This window comes from Acinetobacter sp. 102 (assembly GCF_037028485.1).
Lineage (GTDB): Bacteria > Pseudomonadota > Gammaproteobacteria > Pseudomonadales > Moraxellaceae > Acinetobacter > Acinetobacter higginsii.
This window is the reverse complement of record NZ_JAZEZK010000022.1, coordinates 29,409-54,200: the sequence shown is the minus strand read 5'-3', so window position 1 is coordinate 54,200 and position 24,792 is coordinate 29,409. Positions and strand designations below refer to the sequence as shown.

27 protein-coding genes are annotated in these 24,792 nt (G+C 43.4%); all 27 read right to left on the bottom strand.

Annotated elements, in window-relative coordinates:
• Positions 1 to 7: 7 nt before the first annotated feature.
• Entirely contained in the window at positions 8 to 439 is a 432-nt protein-coding gene (locus WA352_RS18365; RefSeq protein ID WP_033134458.1) for an ApeP family dehydratase, read from the bottom strand.
• Complete coding sequence (locus tag WA352_RS18360) at positions 440 to 1,633, bottom strand: beta-ketoacyl-[acyl-carrier-protein] synthase family protein (protein WP_033134457.1); 1,194 nt, start codon at positions 1,631 to 1,633, stop codon at positions 440 to 442.
• A complete protein-coding gene (locus WA352_RS18355; RefSeq protein ID WP_033134456.1) occupies positions 1,630 to 2,184 on the bottom strand; it encodes a DUF3261 domain-containing protein in 555 nt (184 codons plus the stop codon). Before WA352_RS18355 ends, WA352_RS18360 begins: the two co-directional genes overlap by 4 nt.
• A 1-nt stretch (position 2,185) precedes the next feature.
• Positions 2,186 to 3,475, bottom strand: a complete 1,290-nt coding sequence (locus tag WA352_RS18350) for an NAD(P)/FAD-dependent oxidoreductase (protein WP_033134455.1) — start codon at positions 3,473 to 3,475, stop codon at positions 2,186 to 2,188.
• Between the two features lie 25 nt (positions 3,476 to 3,500).
• A complete protein-coding gene (locus WA352_RS18345) occupies positions 3,501 to 5,813 on the bottom strand; it encodes an MMPL family transporter (protein ID WP_004802678.1) in 2,313 nt (770 codons plus the stop codon).
• Positions 5,788 to 6,465, bottom strand: coding sequence for a LolA family protein (locus tag WA352_RS18340; RefSeq protein WP_033134454.1), 678 nt, complete (start codon positions 6,463 to 6,465; stop codon positions 5,788 to 5,790). Before WA352_RS18340 ends, WA352_RS18345 begins: the two co-directional genes overlap by 26 nt.
• A complete protein-coding gene (locus WA352_RS18335; protein ID WP_004802675.1) occupies positions 6,458 to 6,886 on the bottom strand; it encodes an acyl-CoA thioesterase in 429 nt (142 codons plus the stop codon). The genes WA352_RS18340 and WA352_RS18335 overlap by 8 nt, the downstream gene beginning before the upstream one ends.
• Positions 6,887 to 6,895: 9 nt before the next feature.
• The gene (locus WA352_RS18330; protein WP_033134466.1) at positions 6,896 to 8,437 is read right to left on the bottom strand and encodes an HAL/PAL/TAL family ammonia-lyase; all 1,542 of its coding nucleotides are present in this window, start codon (positions 8,435 to 8,437) and stop codon (positions 6,896 to 6,898) included.
• Between the two features lie 25 nt (positions 8,438 to 8,462).
• The gene (locus tag WA352_RS18325) at positions 8,463 to 9,395 is read right to left on the bottom strand and encodes an LpxL/LpxP family acyltransferase (RefSeq protein ID WP_033134453.1); all 933 of its coding nucleotides are present in this window, start codon (positions 9,393 to 9,395) and stop codon (positions 8,463 to 8,465) included.
• The gene (locus WA352_RS18320; protein ID WP_005206337.1) at positions 9,395 to 10,135 is read right to left on the bottom strand and encodes a glycosyltransferase family 2 protein; all 741 of its coding nucleotides are present in this window, start codon (positions 10,133 to 10,135) and stop codon (positions 9,395 to 9,397) included. The genes WA352_RS18325 and WA352_RS18320 overlap by 1 nt, the downstream gene beginning before the upstream one ends.
• A 10-nt stretch (positions 10,136 to 10,145) precedes the next feature.
• Entirely contained in the window at positions 10,146 to 11,819 is a 1,674-nt protein-coding gene (locus tag WA352_RS18315; protein ID WP_033134452.1) for an AMP-binding protein, read from the bottom strand.
• A 6-nt stretch (positions 11,820 to 11,825) separates the two neighbouring features.
• Complete coding sequence (locus tag WA352_RS18310) at positions 11,826 to 12,377, bottom strand: septation protein IspZ (RefSeq protein WP_033134451.1); 552 nt, start codon at positions 12,375 to 12,377, stop codon at positions 11,826 to 11,828.
• Entirely contained in the window at positions 12,374 to 12,622 is a 249-nt protein-coding gene (locus WA352_RS18305; protein ID WP_004802664.1) for an acyl carrier protein, read from the bottom strand. The genes WA352_RS18310 and WA352_RS18305 overlap by 4 nt, the downstream gene beginning before the upstream one ends.
• Before the next feature lie 11 nt (positions 12,623 to 12,633).
• Positions 12,634 to 12,894, bottom strand: coding sequence for a phosphopantetheine-binding protein (locus WA352_RS18300; protein ID WP_005206340.1), 261 nt, complete (start codon positions 12,892 to 12,894; stop codon positions 12,634 to 12,636).
• Positions 12,878 to 13,699: a lysophospholipid acyltransferase family protein gene (locus WA352_RS18295; RefSeq protein ID WP_085942831.1), complete on the bottom strand. Its 822-nt coding sequence runs from the start codon at positions 13,697 to 13,699 to the stop codon at positions 12,878 to 12,880. Before WA352_RS18295 ends, WA352_RS18300 begins: the two co-directional genes overlap by 17 nt.
• Positions 13,684 to 14,298 carry a beta-ketoacyl synthase chain length factor gene (locus WA352_RS18290; protein WP_005206342.1) on the bottom strand — a complete coding sequence of 205 codons (615 nt, stop codon included), beginning with the start codon at positions 14,296 to 14,298 and terminating at the stop codon, positions 13,684 to 13,686. The genes WA352_RS18295 and WA352_RS18290 overlap by 16 nt, the downstream gene beginning before the upstream one ends.
• 250 nt (positions 14,299 to 14,548) lie before the next feature.
• A complete protein-coding gene (der, locus tag WA352_RS18285) occupies positions 14,549 to 15,958 on the bottom strand; it encodes a ribosome biogenesis GTPase Der (protein WP_336143554.1) in 1,410 nt (469 codons plus the stop codon).
• 176 nt (positions 15,959 to 16,134) lie between these two features.
• The gene (gene bamB / locus WA352_RS18280) at positions 16,135 to 17,277 is read right to left on the bottom strand and encodes an outer membrane protein assembly factor BamB (RefSeq protein WP_004802651.1); all 1,143 of its coding nucleotides are present in this window, start codon (positions 17,275 to 17,277) and stop codon (positions 16,135 to 16,137) included.
• Positions 17,277 to 17,975 (bottom strand): YfgM family protein, encoded by a 699-nt coding sequence (locus tag WA352_RS18275; RefSeq protein ID WP_004802650.1) that lies wholly within the window; start codon positions 17,973 to 17,975, stop codon positions 17,277 to 17,279. The genes bamB and WA352_RS18275 overlap by 1 nt, the downstream gene beginning before the upstream one ends.
• A 29-nt stretch (positions 17,976 to 18,004) precedes the next feature.
• Positions 18,005 to 19,297 carry a histidine--tRNA ligase gene (gene hisS / locus WA352_RS18270; RefSeq protein ID WP_005206344.1) on the bottom strand — a complete coding sequence of 431 codons (1,293 nt, stop codon included), beginning with the start codon at positions 19,295 to 19,297 and terminating at the stop codon, positions 18,005 to 18,007.
• On the bottom strand, positions 19,294 to 20,409 hold the full coding sequence (gene ispG, locus WA352_RS18265; RefSeq protein ID WP_004802647.1) for a flavodoxin-dependent (E)-4-hydroxy-3-methylbut-2-enyl-diphosphate synthase: 1,116 nt from the start codon (positions 20,407 to 20,409) through the stop codon (positions 19,294 to 19,296). The genes hisS and ispG overlap by 4 nt, the downstream gene beginning before the upstream one ends.
• 22 nt (positions 20,410 to 20,431) lie before the next feature.
• The gene (locus WA352_RS18260; protein WP_004802646.1) at positions 20,432 to 21,226 is read right to left on the bottom strand and encodes a helix-turn-helix domain-containing protein; all 795 of its coding nucleotides are present in this window, start codon (positions 21,224 to 21,226) and stop codon (positions 20,432 to 20,434) included.
• A complete protein-coding gene (pilW, locus tag WA352_RS18255; RefSeq protein WP_004802644.1) occupies positions 21,217 to 22,023 on the bottom strand; it encodes a type IV pilus biogenesis/stability protein PilW in 807 nt (268 codons plus the stop codon). The genes WA352_RS18260 and pilW overlap by 10 nt, the downstream gene beginning before the upstream one ends.
• A 17-nt stretch (positions 22,024 to 22,040) precedes the next feature.
• Positions 22,041 to 23,276, bottom strand: a complete 1,236-nt coding sequence (gene rlmN / locus WA352_RS18250) for a 23S rRNA (adenine(2503)-C(2))-methyltransferase RlmN (RefSeq protein ID WP_005206346.1) — start codon at positions 23,274 to 23,276, stop codon at positions 22,041 to 22,043.
• Between the two features lie 121 nt (positions 23,277 to 23,397).
• Positions 23,398 to 23,829, bottom strand: coding sequence for a nucleoside-diphosphate kinase (ndk, locus tag WA352_RS18245; protein WP_004652531.1), 432 nt, complete (start codon positions 23,827 to 23,829; stop codon positions 23,398 to 23,400).
• A gap of 107 nt (positions 23,830 to 23,936) precedes the next feature.
• Positions 23,937 to 24,137 (bottom strand): Fe-S cluster assembly protein IscX, encoded by a 201-nt coding sequence (gene iscX, locus WA352_RS18240; RefSeq protein WP_004652532.1) that lies wholly within the window; start codon positions 24,135 to 24,137, stop codon positions 23,937 to 23,939.
• 96 nt (positions 24,138 to 24,233) lie between these two features.
• Positions 24,234 to 24,785 carry a phosphatase PAP2 family protein gene (locus tag WA352_RS18235; protein WP_033134450.1) on the bottom strand — a complete coding sequence of 184 codons (552 nt, stop codon included), beginning with the start codon at positions 24,783 to 24,785 and terminating at the stop codon, positions 24,234 to 24,236.
• Positions 24,786 to 24,792 lie beyond the last annotated feature (7 nt).

Genomic DNA, 24,792 nt, shown 5'->3' with positions numbered 1-24,792 from the left:
CCTAAAACTATAATGCCAATGTCGATTGATCAGTCGGTTCATAAACACTGAGTAAGGCACTGATCACCTGCTCAGCACCATCAATCTCGCAAGAAAACTGCCCCAGGCCTTCATGCAGATATTGCTGCTCGACCCGAATTCTTAAGGTCTGTCCAAGCGCAAAATACGCAAAGGGTAACTGCAGCTTGCGTGTTCCCAACAAAAACCCCACTTTTGGTGCTTGCTGTAATTGTTGCCCCATCCAACCTGAATAGGCACTAATGGTTTGCGCCATAATTTCAATACTTGCCCATGTAGGTAAACCCACTGCCTCGCAGAACATTAATTCAGGACGAATGGTCAATTCGGCAATCGCATAACCGTCTTTGACTTCGAGCAAATGATCAATAAAGACCATAGGTTGTTGATGTGGAATATATTCAATCGCATCTAATTTCATTTAGTGCTGCACCCCAAATAACAAGCTGATATTGCTGCCACCAAAGGCAAAAGAATTACTCAACACATAACGAATATTCTCGGTCTGCCGAGCATCTGTGACATAGTTTTGATCCGCCAACTCAGGATCAATCTCAACCTGTTGATGCAAAGGCAAGCCGCTTTGATCTTTTAACAGTTGAGTACAGATAAAAGCTTCTATCGCACCCGCCGCTCCCAAACAATGTCCAGTTTTATGCTTGGTGCTACTTAAGGGCACATTCAAGCCTTGAAAGACTTGTCGAACAGCCTTGATTTCCATCGCATCATTTTGCGGTGTGGCAGTTCCATGCAAATTGATATACCCCACCTCTTGCGCTGTTATCGCTGCACTGTCCAAGGCGCGCTGCATCGCGGTCGCTGCACCTAGACCTTCAGGATGCGGCGCAGAAATATGCCATGCATCCATCGATTCACCCACACCATATAACATGATCGGTGCGGAGGCTTTGGTCAGTAAAAATAAAGCCGCGGCTTCGCCAATATTAATACCATCACGATTGATACCGCAGGGTTGGCAAATATCTGCCGATAAACTTTCCAAACTGTTAAAACCATTTAAGGTCAGTTGGCATAAGGTATCCACCCCACCGACCAATACGGCATCAGCTAAGTCCGCCTGAATTAAACGTTGCCCTGCGGCAAAGGCTTTGGCGCTGGAAGAACAGGCTGTCGAAATGGTATAAGCAGCGCCCTGCCAGTCTAGATAATGTTGCAGAGCTTTTGCCAGACAACCCATTTCTTGCGGTTGATGCATAATTTCAATGGCAGCATTCCCATCAAAATACTGTTTCAGTAACAGCTCACTGTCGGATATTCCCGAAGTCGAGGTACCCATTACAATACTTAAACGAGTTGGATCAATGCTGGCAATCTGCTGTTGAAGTTCTGTCTCAATTTTTTGCAGCGCAGTCAAAGCAAAGCGCAGATTCCGCGAGTCAAATCGACTTAGCGATTCAGGCACAGTCTCAATCAATGCCTCTGCATAGCGTCCAACCCAAACAGCGCGATCCGCTAAAAAACCTGCTTCCCGTGTCAGGGTATTGTCAGGAGTCGCTAAACCTTCACGGATGTGCTGAATATCCTGACCTAATGCGGATAACCCGACACTGAGGGGAATACCGACTGCTTGCAACTGAGATAAAGATTGACTCATGGCTGCACTCCTTGCTCAGATTGATCACCATTCAAGGTATTTTCAATCGGGCTCAAGGTCATGCGATACGGTACCTGTAGATTATCAAGCTCAATGCTATTGTCTTGAGTTTGAATTGCTAGTACAGCCTTTTCAGCAATAAAAACTTGCTGTTGCGTTGCAGATTGTTGTACCTGAACAGACTGTTGTCCTAACTGAGCAAAATGAGGATAGGTCGCAAATAACAGATCTCGAACCACAAACTCAAAAGGCAGTAAACGCATCTGATCAATGCGTTGCTGTACTTTGACCTGCTGCCCATCAAACTGTAATTGGAACAAAGGCTGTCCGGTTAAACCCAAAGCAAGCAGACTGAGTTGCTGACCTTGCTGCTGTTGATACAGTAAGAAGCTAAAGCTTTTATCCTTCCACTGCACTTCAACTTGATCTTGTCGTTGATATTGCTGTGCTGGCCAATGACTGCTTTTTAGTCCCTGTGCATGGGGCGTCAGTTGACAGCCACTCAACAGCAACATGCTACAGCATAATATGTTGATCCAGATCCGTTGCATATTAAACCTCTAAGGCTTTCTCTTGCGCGACGCCTTCACGGCAGTACTCGGCCAAGGTGCTTAAACGGCGTTTGGCATTTTTATGAATCGGATTTTGATCATCCCATGCATAACCAGCCAGTAATGATGAAACCATCCGACGAATGTTGTCATTTTGATTACTTGCGAATACCACATCCTGAAACTCGCCTTCGTACCAAGACTCGACATAAGCACGAAACACTTTAATCCCTTTACGCAGCGGTAATTCGTACTCCTGCATCCAATCCACCTGTTCACCTTGCAACACTCGATCAACTAAAGGAATTGCCAGACTGGAAGATTTTAATGCAATGGTCACTCCCGATGAAAATACAGGGTCGAGAAACTCTCCTGCATTGCCGAGCAAGGCATAATTCCGACCAGCCAAATGTTTGACGTTTGCCGAATAACCAACCAAGGTACGTACAGGCGTATCAAATTTCGCCTGTGCTAAGACCTCAGATAACGCAGCATCATCAGCTAGAATCCGTTTCAATAACAAATCTGGTTCATTCTGAGCGGCATCTTCAACCTGATAATGATCAAAGAAATCCTGCTCTGCCACCACACCAAAGGAAGCACGACCATCGGCAAAAGGAATCAGCCAATACCAAGCACGACGGTCTTTTTCATGTACGGTAATTAAAATTTTGTCACGGTCAAAATCAGCACGATCGCCAACCCCATCTTCAATATGGGTAAACAAGGCACGACGCACTGGGAAATTGGATGGGCTTTCTAAATCTAGAAACTTCGGTAAGATACGGCCAAAACCACTGGCATCCAATAAAAACTTGGCTTGAATCTGATAGCGCTGCTGTGCCTCATCTAGCACGGTTAAAACTGGGTGTTCCACCTCAACATCGATCGCAACAACTTCATGTCCAAAACGAATATCTGCGCCGTATTGCTGCGCTTGTTGAGCCAGTAAGTGATCGAAATCAGCTCGGCGAACTTGCCAAGTGGTGCCAGGCCCCGCACTGAATTTTTCAGTAAAATCATAATGGCTACGTTTTTCACCACACAAAAATGCCGCGCCATTTTTAAACTGGAATGCGCGGGATTGAACATGTTCCCGTACGGTTTCTAATAAGCCCGCTTCTTCCAAAAACACCATGCACTGCGGTAATAAAGATTCACCAATTGAAAAGCGTGGAAAATATTGTTTTTCAATCACCGTGACCGCATAACCTTTTTGACGAAGCAAGGCTGCGGCTGAACTGCCAGAAGGTCCAGCACCAATAATTACCACATCGGCTGTTTGTATCATCATTGCCCCCAAAAAATTAAAATTTTTAATGCTCTTCTAAATTCACAATATGGTGCTGATCAGCTGGTGTAAGCAAAGTTGCATAAACAAATGAAAAGATCACACCCAATAAAACGGTTAGACCGAAGCAATGAATCGCATAAGTATGACTCAATGATAAGAGTCCAAAGCCCAATAAGGTCGACATCATACACAAAAACAGCGCCATGCCAACCACCTGTGGATGGTCATGTCCATGCCGATAGAAAATCGCATAATCCACACCAATCCCAATGATCAAGAAGGTTCCCATAATACTGAACAAGTTAATTTCCACACCCAACCATGCCTGTACCGCAAAGGTACTGATCAGCGCCAAAGTCACAGGCAAAACCAGCGGCATAATCGAACGCCTGCCATAGACCAAGCCCAAACCCAGCGCCAATCCCAATAAGGCATAGATCAATAAATGCTGCGCTTGCTGACGATGCTGTGCAAACGCACTAGACAGTGTGCTGACGGGTTGTTGGAAATCAATCTGTGCGGATTCCAATTGCTTTAATCGCTGCGCCTGCTTCACCCCACGAACCATAACCAGACGCTCGGTAGGACTGAGCTGTAAAAATGCCAAGGGATGTTGTTGAAACACCTGTGCTGTGAGTAAAGGTTGCTGCTGCAATTGTTGTTGCCATTGCAGTAGATCCGCAAAATTTAAACCCATGCTTTCCGCATACTTTTTCAATGCGGTTGCAGGAATCTGCTGAAGTAGTTGCACATTTTGTTGCTGCTGGGCCAAAGGCGGAATCCATTGTCCCAAAGCTTGAAAACCGTCAATCTGCCCCTGAGTTTGCAATTGCTGCAATTGATCAATCAATTGTGCTTCATGCTGCTCAAGCTCAGCACTGGAGTGTGCACGCACAACAAAATAATCACTGCTTTGCTGCTGGGCAAACAAGGAACGAATATATTGATCTTCCTGTTTCAGCTTGGCATCCATACTTTGCAAGTTTCGAATATCATCATTGGATTGCAGAGCAAATAGGCTGCCTCCTCCAATCAGCAAGATACTCAAAATAAAGCCATAGCGTAGTTTTTGATGTTGCTGAAACCATTGTCTGGCCATTCCAATCCAAGCTAAGCGTCGAATTGCAGCTTGTGCATTCAGCGGAGCTAAGCGCGGTAGGAGCAATACACTGGTGATCCAAGCAGCGACCAAACCGACAATTGAAAATACCGCAATTTGCCTAAAGGCAGGAAACGGCGTAAAGCTCAGAAAAATATAGGCCACAACCGTGGTCATTAAGCCCATAAATAAGCTTGGCAGCAACGGTCTAAGAATCCTAAATCCATCCAGTTTACGATGCTGCGATTGCATTGCCATAAAATAGAAAGAGAAATCGACACACACCCCAATCAGGCTGGCGCCAAAAACCAAGGTCATCAGATGGATTTCACCAAACACCAGATGTGTCACCGCAAATGCCAATAAGCTCCCCGTCGACACTGCGATAAATTCAGTAATGAGCGGTCGGAATGAACGGAAGCCAAACCAGACCAACAGGATTAAGCCCAAGGTCGAACCGAGGCCAATGGTTGAGATTTCCTGCTTGGCCGACTGGGTTCCATAATTAGAAAATAAAATGGTCCCCGTCCAATGCGATTGAACCTGCAATTTATTCAGCTCAGGCTGCAACTGTTCAATCCAAGCGCTGACCTGTTCCTGATAATCAATGTTATAAGGACTCTGTTTTAATTGCAGAACCAATAAGCGTGAGGTCTTTTGCTCATCATGAATGGTTGCAAAACCATCTTCCAGCTCAACATTGCTTGAAAGCTGATTGGCCACACTCAACATATAGCGTGGAAACAGCAATAAAGGGTCTTGCTGTAGTGAGGTCGCGGTAATCGGCATCCCGACACTCATTAACTGCATCAGGCTTTGTTCGGTCAGTGCCTCATAATCCTGCTGTTGCAAAAACTGTCGGTCTTGTTGATTCAGCAAACCTGCCCGATGTTGATATAGCTGTTTGGAAAACTGTGCTAAATCCAACTGTGGTCGAAGCGGTTGCCACAGGTCACTGTGTAGTAACTTCTGTTGAAACAACTGAGTGGCTTGCGCTAAGGCCTGTTGATCCTGACTTTCTAAAACAACAAAGACTTTTTCATTGAGCTGATCACTCATATATTGCTGTGTTTTAGCAAGCTCAGGATTTTTTTGCGTTTCAGGCAGCAAAGCAAAAATATTGGTCTGGATATGGATCTCTTTTTTGACCCATGCCACTGCCAGCGCAAGTCCAACAATGGTTAAAAGAACTAACCAGATGGCAGTAAATTTATTTTGCCAATTGGAAAAGCGCATCTTCAGCAGCCGTCAGTTGATTCGGTTGAGTGGTTTGATTACGGAATAAAATCGTGGTGCTATTATTGGCCTGTTCTTGAATCACAATCTTATTCACATACTGTTGTCCTTGCGCATCAATTCTCAGGAACAACTTTTTAAATAGCGCTGATTTAGGTGTTAACGCGATATTCCATCCTGTCGGGCTGTAATTGGCGGATAACACATTAAAATTCTTCGCCAAGGCTTTATCATCACCCGACATCAGTTGCAAAAATAAGGTCGCAACCGAACTATAAGGCGATTGGTCAATCTGGATCTGGCTATAGGTTCGTTGTGTTTTCTGGATGAGTTTCTTTTGGGTTACGATCAAACCTGCTTGCACAGGTCGTTTAATTTGCCAAAGTATACCATTTGATTTCGCAAAGGTCAGTGTGCCATTGGAAACAAAAGTCTTGTTTAAACTTGCCAACTTTTTTTGCTGTTCAAAATCGGCGCGAATGAGTTCACTTTTAGCAAGCTGATTAAAAATTGTCGAGACCTGATCCGCATGTGCCGATACGGAAACACTCAAACTAAACAATACACTAACAACACTGAGTAATAACCAGCAAGCACGCTGTTGCATCAATGCAACAAGGCGATTGAGATTCAAAAAACCAGAATTAACCATGCGGGTGCTCCTTAAACGCATCCCATGCATTTAAACAATCCAATAAAATTTGCGGTGACTGGAAACACATTTCTCGGGTCTCCATATTCACAGCCACTTGCGTGGTATAGCCTTTGGTTAAACGTCGTCCAGTGTTCGCATCAAGAATCAGATATTCAATTTTTAAACGGTTTTCCCATTCTTTTAAAATCGCACGAACTTTAATTTTCTGTTCAAACTCAATCCCCTGCACATAACGCACATGGCTTTCAATCACAGGCCACGCATAGCCCGATGCTCTCATCTGGTTATAGTTATAATTAAACTGTTCCAATAACTTACAACGTGCAATTTCGAAATACTTTAAATAATGCCCATGCCAGACCACATTCATGGTATCCACATCATGAAACGGGATTTCAATGATTACATCTGCCTGCATCTGTCGCTCCTAGACCTGTTGTTGGAATTGATTGAACAATTCAAAGTTGTCGAAACGATCAATAATCTGTTGTAGTTCAGTTTGTAAAGGACGATCTTCTTGCAGTAGTGCAAAACTTTGTAAGGTCCACTCAACAAAAGCTTTTAAAGGCGGGCTTAGTTGAGATTCAACACCTTTCAAATGCACGGCCTGTACACTGGCACAGCATAAGGCCGCCAAAACCTGCTGCGTCAAGGTAATGACCCGAGTCGCATCTCGGGCGGCAATGGTCCCCATACTGACTTTGTCTTGGTTATGGCATTCGGTCGAGCGTGAGAAAATAGACGCGGCCAAGGTATGCTTCAAGGCTTCAGCGGTCCAAGCCGAAACCCCAATTTGTACCGCTTTAAAACCATGATTCAAAGGCAGGCGCTCGGCACTGGCACCCGTTAAATTGCGTGCTAAGCCATGATTCATTTTATGGTCGACCAGCTGTGCAATTTGTCGGTCCATCAAGTCGGCAATATTGGCGATCATAATCTTCAAACTGTCCATAGCTTGCGCAATATGCCCGCCATAGAAATGCCCGCCATGCAGCACCCGTAAATTCACAGGATCAATCAGCGGATTATCATTGCTGGAATTTAATTCATTTTCGATAAATTGACGCAACCATGTTTTTGAATCTTCAAACACACCAATAATATGCGGCGCACAGCGTAAAGAATAACGATCTTGTAAACGTGGACTTTGGTGTGCTGTCTGCACTTCACTGTTTAGCCATTCACGTAATTGCTGGGCAATATGTTGCTGACCTTGATGCGGTTTTTGGGCAAATAAGACTTCATCAAAATGACTTGGATTACCTTCTAAGGCCAACACATTCAAAGCGGTAATCAAGGTACTGGCCAATGCCACCTGCTCTGCTTTTTTATAGTTTAAGCAGGCAATCGCCGTCATCACCGCGGTACCATTCATCAGTGCCAAGCCTTCTTTAGGGCGTAACACCAAGGCGTCCAAGCCTTGCTCTGCATAGACTTGTGCAATCGGCACAATCTTGCCTTGTGCATAGACATCACGCTCACCAACCAAAGCACCTGCAATATAGGACAGAGGCGTCAGATCACCACTTGCCCCGACAGAGCCTTCCGATGGAATCACTGGAATAATGTTTTCATTCAGCATCCAGACCAGACGCTCCAGCAAGGCCAAAGACACCCCCGAATAACCTCGTGCAAGTGAACAAAGACGAGTCACCACTACCGCACGGGCAGTGATCAAATCCAGATTTTCACCGAGACCGCAGCCATGAAAACGAGACAGATGCAAAGGCAATTCATTGACTTGATGCATCGGAATTTCAACCAGACATGAATCCCCATAGCCTGTGGTAACGCCGTAGATCACGCCTTCATCCAGCAACAACTGATCCAGAAAATCTGCACCGCGCTGAATCAATTCACGCCAAGCTGTTGCTGTCGGTAAAGCCACTTGACGCTGTTGTCGAGCAACCGCCACCACATCTTCAATACTGAGTGGCTGCTCGCCGACAATCAGAACCGGCTTGAGCATTGCTTCACTTTGACTTGCATTCACGTTATTTTGTCCAAAACTGATAAAAATTAAACCATTGATACGGTGCCCGTAAGCAATGTTGTTCTAATACGGCGACATAGGATTGGGTGATCTGCTGCATGCTGCTTAATCGGGTTTTACGCGGTAAATCCACTTGCTTGGCAATCGCATGAATATGCACCTGAAACTTCTGCTGGACGCGATAACAAAATACGGCTAGCACCGGAACTTTGAGTAAATTGGCCAAAATCCATGCCCCTTGTGGTAATGCAGCCTCATGTCCCAAAAACTGGATGCTTTGCACTCGATCCGACTGCACAGGAATCCGATCCGCCGCCACGATCACCCACTCCCCCTGCTCCATCTTTTCCTGTAACAGCATCGCTGTTTCAATGCCAAGTTCATCTACTGCAATTAAATTGACATCAGCCTTATCATTAATTTTTTTTAAAAACTGATTAAATTGTGAGGCATGCTTTTGATACACCAGTACATTAATTTTTTGTGGGTGCTCTGACTTTAGCGCCCGCAGTAGCTCAATATTGCCAAAGTGCGACACCACAATAATCGCGCCTTTTTGGTAGTGTTGCTGGAAGTGCTGATGCCCAAACAATTGCAGTTTTTGCTCAGGAATATGCCCTAACCAGCCCTCAATTTTATCCAGAATACACTCACCAAACTGCATGAAATGCGTATAGCTATTCATCCAGTTCGGCATTGCTGTAAACGGTGACTGAGACCCTGCAAATTGATGCAAACGCTGTAAATATTGTAAAGAAGCCTGTCGAGCTGTTACCGCAAACAGCCAATACCACATAATAATAAAATACAGTACCACACGGCATAACCAACGTCCGCCACAGCGATAAAATCCAAGCATCAGCATCAGCGGCAACAGTCCGCCTCGTTCCTTAATTTGATGCCATGTATCCTGCGAAGTTTGCGGTATCGTCATCAGTCCGCCTTAAACTTATGCCAAATCAGTTTTGGAAAGCGCAGCAGCATCCCTGCAAATAATCGAGCATGTGCCTGACTTAAGCCTAGATTATCACGCCACACATTAAAATGTGACACACCATGTTCAGGATAAATTACCCGTGTAGGCACATTCACAAAAGGGGTATCTTCCCATTTTAAGCGGACCAAAATTTCACTATCAAAACCCATTCGAGGTTGGAATTGAGCAGCATTGAGTACAGCTATCGTTTTCGCCAAGGGATAGACCCGGAAACCGCACATACTGTCTTTAATTTCGAAAGACAAGCTGTTTAACCAGACCCAGAAATGCGTGACATAACGTCCATACAGACGCTTTTTCGGCACTGAATCATCAAAGATCGGCTGTCCAATCACCATCGCTTGGGGATGTTGCTGCGACTGTTCGATAAATTTCGGCACATCTTCCCAGCAATGCTGACCATCCGCATCTAGTTGCAGTGCATGTGTCATTCCTAACTGGAAAGCATGTTGCAGCCCAGTCATGACCGCTTGCCCCTTGCCTTGGTTGGTCTGATGTTCCACTAGATCAACCAATGGATGCTGTTGTGCCAGTTGATGCAGAATCGCCGTACATTCGGCATCACTGCCATCATTGATGAGAATAATCGGACATTGAAATTGTTCCAGATACTCAACAAGATCAGCAAGATAGTGCGGATGATTATACACAGGAATAACAATGCCATAGTTCAACATCAGCGGACTCCTAAACCTGTTCAAGCGCAAACAATAAGCGCCCTGAAGCCAAGACCTGTTGCTCTGAGGTGATTTCAAAGCTGATTTTATGTAATTTACGACTTAATTTTAATTGCACCACCGCATAAGGACGAATCAGGTTTTGAAACTTCAATTGCTCAAACCCCTGACACCACTGTAAATCAGACCAACTATTCTTGGCAAACTGCTGAATAAAGCCAATTTGTCCCACACCTGGATAAATCGGTTGGGTTGGAAAATGCCCCTTAAAACATTCCAGTTCAGCAGGAAATTCAAGGCTGAAATATTGCTCATCCTGTTGTTGCCATTGAGATAACACGACAGGCTGTAACATCGGGCTAAATAATGCTTTTAAATAATTTTTATCGCGTTTTGACTGGGTATTTTGCGGAATCTGGCTCAAAAAACGCCACTGTCGCGGAATGGCAATGCTTTCCAGCTGAAACTGTAACTGCTGCTTCAACTGTTTGACAAAAACGGCTTTACCTATCGTCATTAATTGCTGTTGAGCCTCGACACTGAGCACCACAATCGCTGCCAGAATTTGACGATGCTGATGTTCAAGTAAGAGTGTGTGGCTTTGCTCTACTTCCAGCAAAGTATTCAAACTGTGTTCAATCGCATCCAGACTCAAGCGCTTTTCTTCCAACTTGATAATACGGTCCAAGCGACCTAAAAGTTTGAATTGCTTATTGTCAATCTTAATCCACTCTGCAGCATCACCTGTGATGATCCAGCCAGACTCGCCCGCATGGTTACTTTGCACCATGAGTTGGGTGTTTGCAGCAATCTGAATCTCAACATTATTAAAAGCTGTCCATGCCGCATCATCATATTGACGATGTGCAATGCCTCCGGTTTCTGAGCTCCCGAGTACTTCAACAATCGGAACATTCAAATGTGGTCGGACACCTGCATCTAATTTGCCACCCGAACTGAACACTAGTTCACACTGCTGCAAGACCAGATCCTGCGCCCAGCGTTTCAATAAAGCAGGACTGGAAATCAGATAGTTGCTCCACCCTTGTTGGGCTAAACGCTGTTGAGCCTGAATGACATCTTCAGGAAAAGCCAATTGCGGATTAAAAAAATGGCGTCCTGTTGCGAGTGGTAAAAGCAGTTTGAACAGTAATCCATAAATATGCTGGTGACTGACTGTTGCAATAGCAACGCTTTTCTGCTTGAACTGAAAACTACTGGCTAAGCCAATCACTTCATTGAGCAGTTGCTTCAAAGTACGTTCAATCTTTTTCGGTTCACCAGTTGAACCTGAGGTAAAGAATATGATCTCAGCCTGATTTAAAAAATCATCATCTTGTATACGAATCAGTTGCGAAAAGCTTTCGTCTACATTCACAGTCGCAGCAACAGGTTGACGGCTCAGAAAGTAAATCTGTTGCTGGGCCAATTGTTGTTCTAAATCTCGAACACGATTGGGAGGTAAAATGATTTTTTTATTGGCCAATAAGCCTGCAAAAAATAATAGCAAAAACTGGTAACTATCTTGTTCCCACAATGCCCAAGTCTCTTGGCTCAATCCCCTGATTGCGGCGGCTTGTTCAGCGACGTCTTGCCAAAAATCGGCATAAGAAATTGTTTTTAATTCAGAGCTAATACACAACGCATTCGCTGAATCAGCATCATTATAAAAAGAAATAGGCATAATATTTTAAGGGGCCGTTTGATTTAAACGTTGATGTTTTTTTCGCAAGATGTACTCACCGAGAAATAAGATTCCCATCAATAGGTAAGACACAAAGCCGTTATAAATGATCCAATATTTCATGGGTGCAAATACCGTTGCCAGTGCAATCATGGCATTTATTGCAAAGAAGAAGCACCAAACCACAGTGACTTTCCGTGTCCATACTACACCAGAGGCTGGCAGATCAGGCTCAACCAGACGCGCAAAACGCTCAATCATGGACGGTGGTCGATACAGTGTCAGTGCAAAAATGATCAACGCACCAAGACTCATACCCACAGGATAAAGCTTGAGCCAAGCATGATCTTTTAAAATCAGGCTCAATCCACCACAAATAATGGCTAAACCAGTCAGTGGTAACATCAAATCTCTTTTGGCGCTCAGCAAGCGACTCACACCCAAAACGATCAGTAAAATACTGACCCAGATGAACTGTCCATGCGACAGGCTCCATCCAACAATAAAGGGGTACAACACAAAAAAAGTGATCAATCCCCCTCTAATGAGATGTCTCATTCAGCGGTCATGTTCTGAATGACAGCAACAACATCTTGTACGGTTCTGACTGCTTTAAAATCTTCAGGCTTGACTTGTTTACCAGTCAGTTCTTTAATTTTAACCACCAGATCGACAGCATCAATACTGTCTACATCGAGATCTTCATATAAATTGGAATCAAGTTGGATATCATCAGGTTCAATTTCGAATAAATCCTGCATCCACTCTCTTAACTTTGCCAGCACCTGTTCTTGAGTTAACATTGATCTACTCCTTAACCTGCTTGCTGAGCTTCAACCAAAGCCACTAAACTTTGAACTGATTTAAAATGTTGTTTGGTTTCATCTGATTCTGCATTCAAATGAATGTTATAGCGTTTTTTCAATGCCAAGCCCAACTCGAGCGCATCAATTGAGTCTAAGCCCAAACCCTCACCAAACAATGGTGCTTCAGTTTCAATATCACTGATGCCAATATCCTCAAGCGCGAGAACATCAATAATCATTTGCTTTAATTCATCAGCAAGATTGCTCATTTTTCGATAACTCATTATTAAAAATTTGATAAAAACCTTGATTCAACTGACGCACCTGTTTCGGTGATACGTCTGAATCTGCCAAGATATCTTGGACTTCAATTGCATCCAGTACCTTAATCTCGATATGAAAAGGCTGTGCGGGCACATGATACCATTTTTCATTTTTGGTTAAGGTCGAGGGTGTACATCTAATCAAAACTGGACGTACCGGCACATTGGCACGAATCGCAATATTTGCAGCGCCGCGTTGGAACTCATTCAGACATTCGCCTTTTTCGGTTCGCGTTCCTTCAGGAAAAATCAGTAATGAAGCTGCACCTTGCTGTTTTAATCGAAGCACACAGTCTTCAATAAACTGCTGCGAACCCGCATTTAAAATATAACCCGCACTACGTACTGGACCACGAGTAAACGGATTTGACCAAAGCGATTGCTTCACCACACAATTGGCCTGCTGCATCAATCCAATCATCACCACCACATCAATCAAGGTCGGATGATTGGCAATTACCAACTCTTGGCGGCTATGTTGCAGTTTTTCCAGCCCCTCGACTGAATAGGTCATGACGCCAAGTTTGACCATCATTTCAGTAAAGCCCTTAAAGCTGTAATGAATGACTTGCTGTGCACGTTGCTGACGTACAACTGGATTGCGGCTGCTTAAATGAACCAAGGGTGCCACAATGGTTGCAATCCCAACCCCACCGGCACCAAAACTGGCAAAGCTGAAACCTGTTGCTGCAACACGCCAAGCATAATTGGCTTTCTGTTTAATCTGATTCAGCTTTAACATTTTTTCCATCTCAACACAGATTGACCTACTTCTGCAGCCTGCCAAAACTGGTAAAAAGCTAAACTTTCTAATGATTCCGAGCCACTGAGCTGTAAAACTTCCAGATTGGGATTTTCTAAACTCACAACGGTCGCCAAAGCAAATGCGGGGAACTCAACCGTATCAGCATAAACACTCGGTAAAGCTTGATCATATGCCACCACTAACACACGTTGTGCGGTAGTTGTTGACTTTAAAATTGCATAAGCCTCAATCAATGCTTCCGTCCATTCACAGCTTAAACTTGTCGAGGGCGTCGCATCCTGACATAGAATCGAATACAAGCCTGCAATTGCATTATGAACTGAGGTTGAAAATTGTGTTGGTGATGGTGTTTGTTGTTGTAATACGTCTTGGAGAATATCCAAGGTTTTTTGTTCATCCCCAAATCGGGAAACCCATACAATATAATCAACATGTTGACCATTTAAGCTTGTCAAAGCACTGCTTAATGCCATTTTTGCCAATGCAGATAGACGGCGACGCTGCATGGCTGGAATAGCGTCCAACGCAGCATAGTTTTGCTGTGCATCAATCAACTGAGGCTGCGTTATATGGAGTTTCAACATGCAATGCACAATCCAATATGGTTTAAAAAATAATCAATTTGTAGAAATTTTGCGGTGGCATTATAGCACTGGTGCGAAATTTAACAAAAAATAATTCTTATTACATTTCAACAACTTATATTATTTATTTTAAATAAAACCCAAAGCCAAGCCAAACTAAACAAAAATATGCATTGTTTATATTAACTAATAAAAGAATAGCAGCAAAAAAGCCCAAAGCAAACTTTGGGCTTTTATCATCAAGACCAGCTTAACGTTTGAATTTCTTTTCCGCTTTCTTGAACTTCTGAACGTAACGACGTTTACGTGCCGCTACACGCTCATCGACTTGAGATTTACGCCCCTCAAATGGGTTATCCGATGTTTTGAAATCTACACGAACCGGCGTTCCTTCCAGTTTATAAACTTTACGGAACACATTCTCAAGATAACGACGATAATCCGCAGGTGTTTTGTCTACCTTGTTACCATGAATCACGATGGTTGGTGGGTTCTGTCCACCCATATGGGCATAACGCATTTTAATACGTTTACCACCAATCATCGGCGGTTGGTGCGCTTCAGTCGCATCATTCAAAATCTGAGTCAGTTTCGCAGGAGAAACTTTTAAATGTGATGAGTCATAAGCACGATGGATGGTTGGGTACATTTCACCTACGCCAGTGCCATGCAATGCCGAAATTAAATGAACTTTGGCCCAAGGAATAAAGTCAAAACGACGGTCTACATCCAACTTACATTGCTTGCGATCATACTCGGTCATGTTGTCCCATTTGTTGATCGCAATCACCATGGCACGGCCAGCTTCAAGCGCATAACCAATCAAATGTAAATCTTGTTCGACCACCCCTTCACGGGCATCTAGTACCACCACAATCACATGCGCATCTTTAATCGCTTGTAAGGTTTTCACGATTGAGAATTTCTCAATCATTTCCTCTACTTTACCTTTACGGCGTACACCTGCTGTATCGATCAAAGTATATTGACGACCATCGCGCTCATAAGGAATATAAATCGAGTCACGTGTTGTACCCGGTTGGTCAAATGCAACGACACGATCTTCACCCAATAGGCGGTTAACCAAGGTTGATTTACCGACGTTAGGACGACCAATAATGGCTAAGCGTAAACCTGTAGCTTTGTCATGTTCTTCTGGATTCTCATCTTCTGGAACCTCAGCCAAGACATCTTCGAGCATCTGTTGTACGCCACGTCCATGGCTCGCCGCAACTTGTAATGGCTCCCCCATACCAAGCTTATAAAACTCAACCAGAGCAGTTTCAGCATGTACACCATCTACTTTGTTGGCAACCAGATATACTTTCTTGCCTAAAGTACGAAGTTCACGAGCGATTTGCTCATCTGACGCCAAGAGACCAGCACGCGCATCGACGACAAAAACAATGATGTCTGCTTCATGAATCGCAGTTTTCGACTGCTCGGCCATGTAAGAGTCGATACCACCTTCGTTCTCACCAATACCACCCGTATCGACAACAATGAACGATTTATTTTGATAAACCGCATCGCCGTATTTGCGGTCACGAGTTAAACCAGCGAAGTCAGCAACCAAAGCATCACGACTTTTGGTGATTTGGTTAAATAGCGTTGATTTTCCGACGTTTGGACGACCAATGAGCGCAATAACGGGTTTCATAGATTAACCTTAATTCAGACGAGCCATCGTTGATGACATCGTATCAGAAACAGTATGGAAGATTTTGGTGATCAAGTAATCACAATAAAAATTCGGGGTTTTGTTTAAACAAATACCCCGATCATTCTTTTATTAGCAATAGCTAATTGAGCATTTTACCACAAGCTAAAACAAAATTAACGATTCTGCCAAATGGTTAATGCACCTTTTCGTGTTGCGACATAAAGCTGATTGTCAATCACACGTAATGAGCGAACTTCACCACTGGTTTTTGCACGACCAATTAGCTTACCTGAGGCTGGATTAATCAGATGAATCACACCATCCAAATCACCCACAACAAGGTTTTGTCCTAGCATCACAGGATTGCTAAGCTTACGATTCAACAATTCTTCATTTTGCCAAACCAGCTCACCTGTTGCCAAGTTATATGCATTCAACTTGCCATCTGTGGTCGCAACGAAAACTTTATCATCCGCAACTTCAGCGCTATTGGTACTGCTCGCATCTTCGCTCCACACCACACGTTGTGTTGCAAGATCGGTCACGGTCACTTGACCTTGGAAGCTCGTCGTCACCAAATATTGACCTGAAACCACTGGATCACCCACAACATCCACTAGTCGCTGAATGTCAGAACGACCTTCACTGATCGCCACACGACGTTGGAAACGCGGTACACCACTGATGATATCCAAAGCATAAACATAGGCATTGGCAGAACCAATTAGCACAGTACGCTCATCTAAGCGAACAGGTGCTGGTTGACCACGCAAACTAAACTGAACATTCGGTAGCTTATACGCCCAAACCTGTTGTCCTGTCGCTGCATCATGCGCAAATACCGTACCATCATTGGCAATCGTAATCACACGACCTGACTGGATCAGAGACGGAGATAAAATGGCACCTGACAATTTTGCGGTCCACTTCTGTTCACCTGTGGCTTGGTCTAAAGCAAATAACTGACCTTTGCGATTACCGCTCACCACAATTCCCTCACCTGCTTCTACACCAGCAGTGAGTTCTTGTTTGGTAATTTTACTTTTCCAAAGACGCTGTTTACCTTTGTATGCAGAAACCTGACCATCTGGGTCAATCGCAAAAATCACGCCATTGTCTGTATCCAACTGCAAACGTAAAGCTTCCGCAGCATCAGTAGACGAGACACTTTGTGAAAACACAAGGTTTAAATTTTGTTCTTGCGTGATTTTTGGCAATGGATTCGGTTTTGCTTCTTTTACTTTATTGCTTGAACAACCAACGAGTAAAGCTGAAGCAATTGCAATTGCCAAAGGTAATTTTAGTTTATTCTGCATTAAGACTCATCCACTTTGGTATCTAAGATCGGGCGCTCAAACTCAGGATCATCTACTAAAACGCCAACACTTTCGAGTTTAATTTGTAAAAGCTGACGTTCTTGTTTACGCTCGAGTAGGTTATCCCATGCACTTTGATATGCTTTACGCGCAGATTCATTGTCTTTTTTCGCAACAAAAATATCACCGCGAAGTTCATCAGCAGTCGCCTTAAACGCAGGATCAGTCACGCTCGTTAAGGTTTTTAACGCTTCATCGTATTTGCTTTGCGCCAATTGCGCATCCGCTAAACGTAATTTAACAATTTGAACTAAACCAGCATCTTTAACTTTTGAAGTTTCAACTTTCTTCAAGGCTTTTTCAGCAGCAGCATAATCTTGCTTGTCATAAGCAAGTTTCGCCATGATAAATTGTGTTTGAATCGCTTGTGCTGAATCCGCATCATCTTTCACAATTTTATCCGCCGCTTCAGATAAGCTGGCAAAGGCATTTGGTTGACCTGATGCCGCTTTCGCTTCATCCATCAATTTCTGTACCTTTGCTGTTTGGTTCTGGGCTTCAGCAAGGTTTTTCTTTTGCCAATATTCCCATCCGAAAAAGGCAATCAAGGCAATGAGAATTCCGCTAATCATTGCAGAACCATATTTTTTGGCAAACGACTTTAACTGGTCGAGTTGTTCATCATCACTTAAACTCATGTGATTGTCCTTTTCCTAAATTGTGCAATTTATTGTTTAAATTTTTCGATAAAAAATGGCGTCAGTTCAGTTAAAGCCACTTGTGTCTGTTCAGCCGTTGCAAGCTCTTTCACCAATAACTGCTGAGATTCCCACTCACGCTCGCCCAAGATCACTGCATAGGTTGCACCTGATTGATCGGCCTTTTTCATTTGGCTTTTCATGCTACCTTGAGATCCAGTTTTTAAGCGGATTGAACTGTTCGCTGCTTCTAACTGGTCACGGATTTGTTCAGCCAAGACCAAGGCTTTGGCTTGATACGCCGGCTCAGCCAATAAAAACACTTCACAATCACGGACATCTTTGGTTTGCGCAACTTGCTCGACCAATAACAACAAACGCTCCATCCCCATGGCAAAACCAACCGCTGGTACAGACTGATCTGCTTTACCTTTGAGCTGTCCAACCAAGCCATCGTAGCGACCACCAGCACAAACCGTCCCTTGTGAACCCAACATGGTGGTGGTCCATTCAAATACCGTTTTGTTGTAGTAATCCAAACCACGAACGAGCTTTTGGTTAATCACAAACTCAACACCAGCATCCGTTAAGTATTGCTGTAATTGCTGAAAGTGATTAATTGAATCTTCTTTTAAGAAATCATGCAACTTCGGTGCATTTTCCAAAATCTTTTGCGTTGATTCAATTTTAGAATCCAAAATACGCAATGGATTCGTCGTTAAACGACGTTGCGAATCTTCATCCAACGCATCTTTGTGCTGGTTTAAGAACTCAACCAAAGCCGCACGATATTCTGCACGTTCATCACTTTCACCTAAAGTATTTAACTCTAAGCGAACATTCGCAGCCACACCCATACGTTTCCATAAACGTGCGGTCATTAAAATGATTTCAGCATCAATATCCGGCGTTGCGACACCAAAAGTTTCCACACCAAATTGATGGAATTGGCGATAACGACCTTTTTGTGGTTTTTCATAGCGGAACATAGGCCCGAGATACCATACACGCGGTGTCGCACCACGCAGTAAGTTATGCTCTAACATCGCACGCACACAACCTGCCGTTCCTTCAGGACGCAAGGTCAGTGATTCTGGCGGTGTACCTTTGTCGAAAAAGGTATACATTTCTTTTTCAACAATATCAGTCGCATCACCAATGGCACGCTTGAATAGACCTGTTTGCTCAACGATTGGCAAACGGATTTGTTGATAACCATATGCATCCATTAACGATGCAAGTTGTTGTTCCAGACTTCTCCAAGCCGCAGTTTGCGTTGGAAGGGTGTCATTAAAACCTTTGATAGCGACGATTGAACTCATGATGAACTACGAATAATGACTTTAGATTTTGCTTCTTCAAGCTCTTGAACACGTTGACGAACCATTGTTTCAATTTCATCAACCAGCTGATTTGTATCAATTAAATGGCTCTTTTCACCATTTCGATAGACCAGTGAACGAGGTGATGCACCTACAATCCCGATATCCGCTTCTTTGGCTTCACCTGGACCATTCACTTTACATCCGATCACAGACAAGTCCATCGGGGTACGGATATCTTCTAAACGCTCTTCCAAGGCCTGCATCACTTGAATCACATTGAATTCCTGACGTGAACAGCTTGGACAAGCAATAAAATTAATCCCGTTTGAGCGCAAGCCCAACGACTTTAAAATATCAAAACCGATTTTAATTTCATCTTCTGGTTCAGCTGCAAGCGAGATGCGCATGGTATCGCCAATGCCTTCCATCAACAGTCCGCCCAAAGCAATTGCCGATTTGACTGTACCAGTACGGTAAATCCCTGCCTCAGTTACACCAAGGTGTAACGGATTATCGATCTGTTGAGACAGCAGACGATAGGCATCCATAGTCAGGAACACATTCGATGCTTTGACACTGACCTTAAACTCATGAAAATCTAAACGGTCTAGAATGTCGATATGACGCATTGCCGATTCAAGTAAGGCCTGCCCTGTTGGCTCGCCATATTTCACTTGTAAATCTTTTTCCAGAGAACCTGCATTGACACCAATACGAATCGAAATACCATGATGTTTTGCCGCAGCAACCACTTCACGTACTTTCTGATCCGAACCGATATTACCCGGATTGATCCGTAAACAGTCTGCGCCATAATCCGCAACCGCTAAAGCAATACGATGATCAAAATGAATATCTGCCACCAAAGGTACAGAAACGCGCTTACGAATCGCGCCAAACGCCTCTGCTGCTTCCATCGACGGCACCGAAACACGCATGATATCTGCACCTGCATCTGCACAGCGCTGGATTTGCGCCACAGTTGCATCCACATCACAGGTTTCAGTATTGGTCATACTTTGAACACTGATCGGGGCATCACCACCGACATACACGGAACCAACACGGATTTTTCGTGTTGGACGGCGTTTAATTGGATTCACAATCATCGTATAGCTCTACTCTTTGGCATTAACGAGACAAACGGAATTCTGCTTTTCCATTGACTGTATATGGAGACAAGGAGATTTGCTCCTGATTTAAAGTCAATGCGACTGCGGTCGCGTCATCTAAACGAATTTGAAATGGCGATTCGCCACTTAAAGTCAAAGTCGATGCTTGACGACCTGTTGCCAATACTTTACCTGTTGCATCGACAATATGCACAGAAGTTGGTCGATTAAAATTCAACACCAATTGGTCACCAGATGTTGCAGTGGTGGTATTCCCCATCGGCAAAATCTGAACATCCGAATTTTTGATCTTCGGTACATCATCTTCATCTTTATGGCTTGATGTCCAATTCTGCACCGCCATAACTGCCAACCATGCTAAAACTGCAACAGCCGCAACGATTGCAATACGTTTTAACCAGATACGGTTACGCACGCTTTTCGAACCTGATAATTTCCCCATAATTTTAATCGGAGAATTATTCAAGGCATGGCTAGCTTTCAGTCCAGTATCATTAACATAGATTTCATCAAAACGCTGAATGATCGCACTAGCATCTGCATTTAAATGCTTTGCATAAGCTCGATAATAACCTTTGATAAAAGTTGCTTCAGGTAATGATTTATAATCATCTTGCTCTAATGCTGTCAATGTTTTGACAGGCATATTCAATACGTTTGCAATCTCTTCAATTTCTTTCTTTTGTGCAATACGAATTTGACGCAAATACTCACCAGGTCGTTGAATATTTCCTAAGGTTGACGATGGCGAGGTTGAGCCAGTTGGCTGATGTGAATTTGGATTTATTTCCATACGGCCTCAGTACTGTACTGTAATTGCAAATAACGTTGATATTCTGGACTATCAGGAAATAGCGCACGTAGCTGATTGACTAACACTTGCATTCCTAATTGATCCGCATTCGCTCGAGCAATGCGTAGACCAATCCAAAGTGCCCGAGCACCTTGGTTTTTCTGTCCCACGTTACGAACATATTGTTCGTATAGTTGCGACGCATCTCTATTATTTTGTTGCAAATAGAAAATTTCCGCCAACTCTAACATTGAAATGGTTGCATTTCGATTCGCTTGTAGCGCTTGTTTGAATGATTTTTCAGCATTCGCAACATCGCCCAATTTCAAATAGATTCGTCCTAGGTTTTCCAACGACTGAAAACGCTGTTCATACCCTAAGGTTGCACCCGCACGAGTAAATTGCTCAATGGCATCATTATAGCGTTGCTCTTGATACAAATATGTACCGTAATTATTACGCGCTTGAGCATTATCAGGTTCTGAGGAAATTGCACGCTTAAAATAAGCTTCTGCTTTTTCCATATTGGTCTTGCTACCTTCTTGTTGCAGCAAAATCCCCATCATCATATTGGCATTGGCATCACGTGAATCAACCTTTAGAGCTTGGTCAAGCGAACGCTTAGCTGCATCTAAATCACGATTGCGAATATATTCAGCTGCAAGTTGGGTCCGGACTTGCACTGCTTTTTCTGGATCTTTTTTTAATGTTGAAGATGTTGATTGACATGCTGTTAAGCCAAGTAAAGTAAACACAACAGCTGTCGCAATAATCGTTTTTGGTCGAGTGGTATTCAACGCCTTTTCCCCAAGTATTATCCTTGTGTGCGCAAAATTTCTTGTTGTTGCGCCACTTTCTTTTTCCATTGTTCAGCACGACGAGTACGGTCAGCAACCTGTCCTACCAATTGTCCACACGCAGCATCAATATCATCACCACGTGTCTGACGAATCGTACACACAAATCCAGCATCCGACAAAGTTTTTTGGAAGGCAATAATTCGGTTACGACTCGAGCGACCATAAGGCGCATGCGGGAACGGATTAAATGGAATAAGATTGATCTTACTCGGTAAATTTTTTAACAGTTTTAATAATTGTTGTGCGTGCTCAGGCTTATCATTGACGCCATCGAGCATCACATATTCGATGGTGACATGACGACGTGAGCTTTCATTACCATCTTTAGCGAGATAACGTTGGCAAGCCGCAATTAACTGTTGTAATGGATATTTTTTATTAATCGGCACCAGTTCGTTACGCAATTCATCATTTGGTGCATGTAAGGAAATCGCCAAAGCAACATCGATATCTTGCGCCAGTTGATCAATTTTCGGTACGACACCTGACGTCGATAAGGTCACACGGCGTTTTGACATACCATATGCAAAATCATCTAGCATGAGCTGCATAGAACTGAGTACAGCATCATAGTTGAGTAAAGGTTCGCCCATACCCATCATCACCACATTGGTCACGGTACGTTCACGTTCAGCCACTGGCACCTCTTCCATATAGGAATAGTTCGCCATCCATAACTGACCAATGATTTCAGCTGGGGTTAAATCACGTTGAAAACCTTGCTTACCCGTCGAACAGAATGAACAATCCAATGCACAGCCCACTTGTGATGAAATACACAAGGTCTTACGTGCACCTGTTTTATCTTCCGCAGGAATCAATACGGTTTCAACCAAAGAACCTTCACCATCTCCTACACGGAACACCCACTTCCGGGTTCCATCTTTCGAATAGTTACGATGTACCACATCAGGTGCTTTAATTTCACAAATCTTTTCGAGTTTCTCTCGTAATTTGCCTGAGATATTGCTCATCTCAGCAAAATCAGTCACAAAATATTGATGAATCCATTTCATGACCTGACCCGCACGAAATTTCTTTTCGCCTAAGTCTTCGAAGAATTTTTCTAATTCAGCTCGAGACATGCCAAGTAAATTTACTTTTTTCTCGGCAGCATGAACGACAGGCGTAGAAACAGACTGTTGTTTTTCATCTAAATTTTCTGATGAAACGACCACTGCAGAACTCATGTATATTTACCTAAACAATATCGACGCTAAAAAATGCTGTGCATTATTCGCACAACACAAGCTATAAGAAATAAAAAACCAGATAAGTAGTATACCACTTATCTGGTCTGAATACTTTGGATTAACGAGTGCGTGGGCAAATCTCATTATCAGCAAAGAAGTAAGCGATTTCACGCTCAGCAGAAGCAACTGAGTCAGAACCGTGAGCAGCGTTTTCGTCGATGCTTACAGCGAAGTCAGCGCGGATTGTGCCAGGAGCAGCTTCTTTAGGGTTTGTAGCGCCTAAAATTTCGCGGTGAGCAAGAACTGCATTTTCGCCTTCAAGAACTGAAACAACCACTGGACCAGAAGTCATGAATGCAACTAAGTCAGCAAAGAAACCACGTTCTTTGTGCTCAGCATAGAAACCTTCAGCATCAGCTTGAGAAAGGTGTTTCATTTTAGTTGCAACAATTTTCAAACCTGATTTTTCGAAACGAGCAAAGATGTCGCCGATGTGGTTTTTAGATACTGCATCTGGTTTTACGATAGATAAAGTACGTTCAATCGCCATGATTGACTCCTATTATGGTTTAAACTAAAAAATTTGCCGCATTATACCGATGTCATCGCTAATAATCAGCTTGAATATGCAAAACTTAAGCGTTTTCTGACGAATTTTTAACGAACTTCATCCAGCCATGCCATTTGAATGGCTTCAAGCAAACCTTCAGTTGACTTATTTGGGTCATCACTAAAGTCAGGCAAAGCACAAACCCATGCATGCAAATCGGTAAAACGAATCCATTGTGGATCTACATCTGGGTGCGCTTCGGTGAGTTCAATCGCAATATCAATCGTATCTGTCCAACGTAAGCCCATATGACAACCTAAATAAATGAGTGTAATTGAGCGTACTTTAACAAATCATACAAATTAAGAGATAGTGTTCTGTCGCTAAATTCGAGATAAAACACCTTACAAAGCGATATTGGCAGTTGGCGCGAATAAGATAATCCCACTGGCAACCGATGCACCAATCATCGCACCCACAATCACATCACTTGGATAATGCAGACCGAGTACCATTCGAGATAAGGCAACCAAAATCGTGAATGGCAGCATTAACAGCAATAGTAGAGGTTGAATATAACCCAAAATGATGGTCACCATCACTGCATGCAAAGTGTGACCTGATGGAAAACTAAAATGATCGAGTGGTCGCTCACCCAACACAATCACCTGATGCACCTGATAGGGTCTTGGGCGGGTGGTTTTATTTTTTAAAAACTTATAGATCAAGGTTCCAACAGAACCTGCTGCAATCACATACAATAGTTGCAGACCGTATGCCAAACCTTGCATTGCCCATACAGACAACAACATGACATACCAAAATGGTCCATCCCCCAAACGACTGATCGTTTTAAAAAATAAAGCGATCCGTTGTGACTGAGAGAGATGATTGAGGTAGACACACCCTTTTAAATCTAAATCAAGTATTTTTATTTTAGCATTTTGAAGATTCATACGATTT

Bases quoted from the DNA above. Each gene is read 5' to 3' on its own strand.
- WA352_RS18310 (WP_033134451.1), bottom strand. From the start codon at position 12,377: ATGAGACATCTCATTAGAGGGGGATTGATCACTTTTTTTGTGTTGTAC.
- bamB (WP_004802651.1), bottom strand. From the start codon at position 17,277: ATGCAGAATAAACTAAAATTACCTTTGGCAATTGCAATTGCTTCAGCT.
- WA352_RS18355 (WP_033134456.1), bottom strand. From the start codon at position 2,184: ATGCAACGGATCTGGATCAACATATTATGCTGTAGCATGTTGCTGTTG.
- WA352_RS18275 (WP_004802650.1), bottom strand. From the start codon at position 17,975: ATGAGTTTAAGTGATGATGAACAACTCGACCAGTTAAAGTCGTTTGCC.
- ndk (WP_004652531.1), bottom strand. From the start codon at position 23,829: ATGGCGATTGAACGTACTTTATCTATCGTAAAACCAGATGCAGTATCT.
- WA352_RS18295 (WP_085942831.1), bottom strand. From the start codon at position 13,699: ATGGAAAAAATGTTAAAGCTGAATCAGATTAAACAGAAAGCCAATTAT.
- WA352_RS18340 (WP_033134454.1), bottom strand. From the start codon at position 6,465: ATGGTTAATTCTGGTTTTTTGAATCTCAATCGCCTTGTTGCATTGATG.
- WA352_RS18345 (WP_004802678.1), bottom strand. From the start codon at position 5,813: ATGCGCTTTTCCAATTGGCAAAATAAATTTACTGCCATCTGGTTAGTT.
- WA352_RS18330 (WP_033134466.1), bottom strand. From the start codon at position 8,437: ATGCTCAAGCCGGTTCTGATTGTCGGCGAGCAGCCACTCAGTATTGAA.
- hisS (WP_005206344.1), bottom strand. From the start codon at position 19,297: ATGAGTTCAATCGTCGCTATCAAAGGTTTTAATGACACCCTTCCAACG.
- iscX (WP_004652532.1), bottom strand. From the start codon at position 24,137: ATGGGCTTACGTTGGACAGATACGATTGATATTGCGATTGAACTCACC.
- WA352_RS18260 (WP_004802646.1), bottom strand. From the start codon at position 21,226: ATGGAAATAAATCCAAATTCACATCAGCCAACTGGCTCAACCTCGCCA.
- WA352_RS18320 (WP_005206337.1), bottom strand. From the start codon at position 10,135: ATGTTGAACTATGGCATTGTTATTCCTGTGTATAATCATCCGCACTAT.
- WA352_RS18300 (WP_005206340.1), bottom strand. From the start codon at position 12,894: ATGAGCAATCTTGCTGATGAATTAAAGCAAATGATTATTGATGTTCTC.
- ispG (WP_004802647.1), bottom strand. From the start codon at position 20,409: ATGATTGTGAATCCAATTAAACGCCGTCCAACACGAAAAATCCGTGTT.
- WA352_RS18350 (WP_033134455.1), bottom strand. From the start codon at position 3,475: ATGATACAAACAGCCGATGTGGTAATTATTGGTGCTGGACCTTCTGGC.
- WA352_RS18235 (WP_033134450.1), bottom strand. From the start codon at position 24,785: ATGAATCTTCAAAATGCTAAAATAAAAATACTTGATTTAGATTTAAAA.
- WA352_RS18335 (WP_004802675.1), bottom strand. From the start codon at position 6,886: ATGCAGGCAGATGTAATCATTGAAATCCCGTTTCATGATGTGGATACC.
- WA352_RS18305 (WP_004802664.1), bottom strand. From the start codon at position 12,622: ATGTTAACTCAAGAACAGGTGCTGGCAAAGTTAAGAGAGTGGATGCAG.
- der (WP_336143554.1), bottom strand. From the start codon at position 15,958: ATGAAACCCGTTATTGCGCTCATTGGTCGTCCAAACGTCGGAAAATCA.
- WA352_RS18360 (WP_033134457.1), bottom strand. From the start codon at position 1,633: ATGAGTCAATCTTTATCTCAGTTGCAAGCAGTCGGTATTCCCCTCAGT.
- rlmN (WP_005206346.1), bottom strand. From the start codon at position 23,276: ATGAGTTCTGCAGTGGTCGTTTCATCAGAAAATTTAGATGAAAAACAA.
- WA352_RS18325 (WP_033134453.1), bottom strand. From the start codon at position 9,395: ATGACGATACCGCAAACTTCGCAGGATACATGGCATCAAATTAAGGAA.
- WA352_RS18315 (WP_033134452.1), bottom strand. From the start codon at position 11,819: ATGCCTATTTCTTTTTATAATGATGCTGATTCAGCGAATGCGTTGTGT.
- WA352_RS18365 (WP_033134458.1), bottom strand. From the start codon at position 439: ATGAAATTAGATGCGATTGAATATATTCCACATCAACAACCTATGGTC.
- WA352_RS18290 (WP_005206342.1), bottom strand. From the start codon at position 14,298: ATGTTGAAACTCCATATAACGCAGCCTCAGTTGATTGATGCACAGCAA.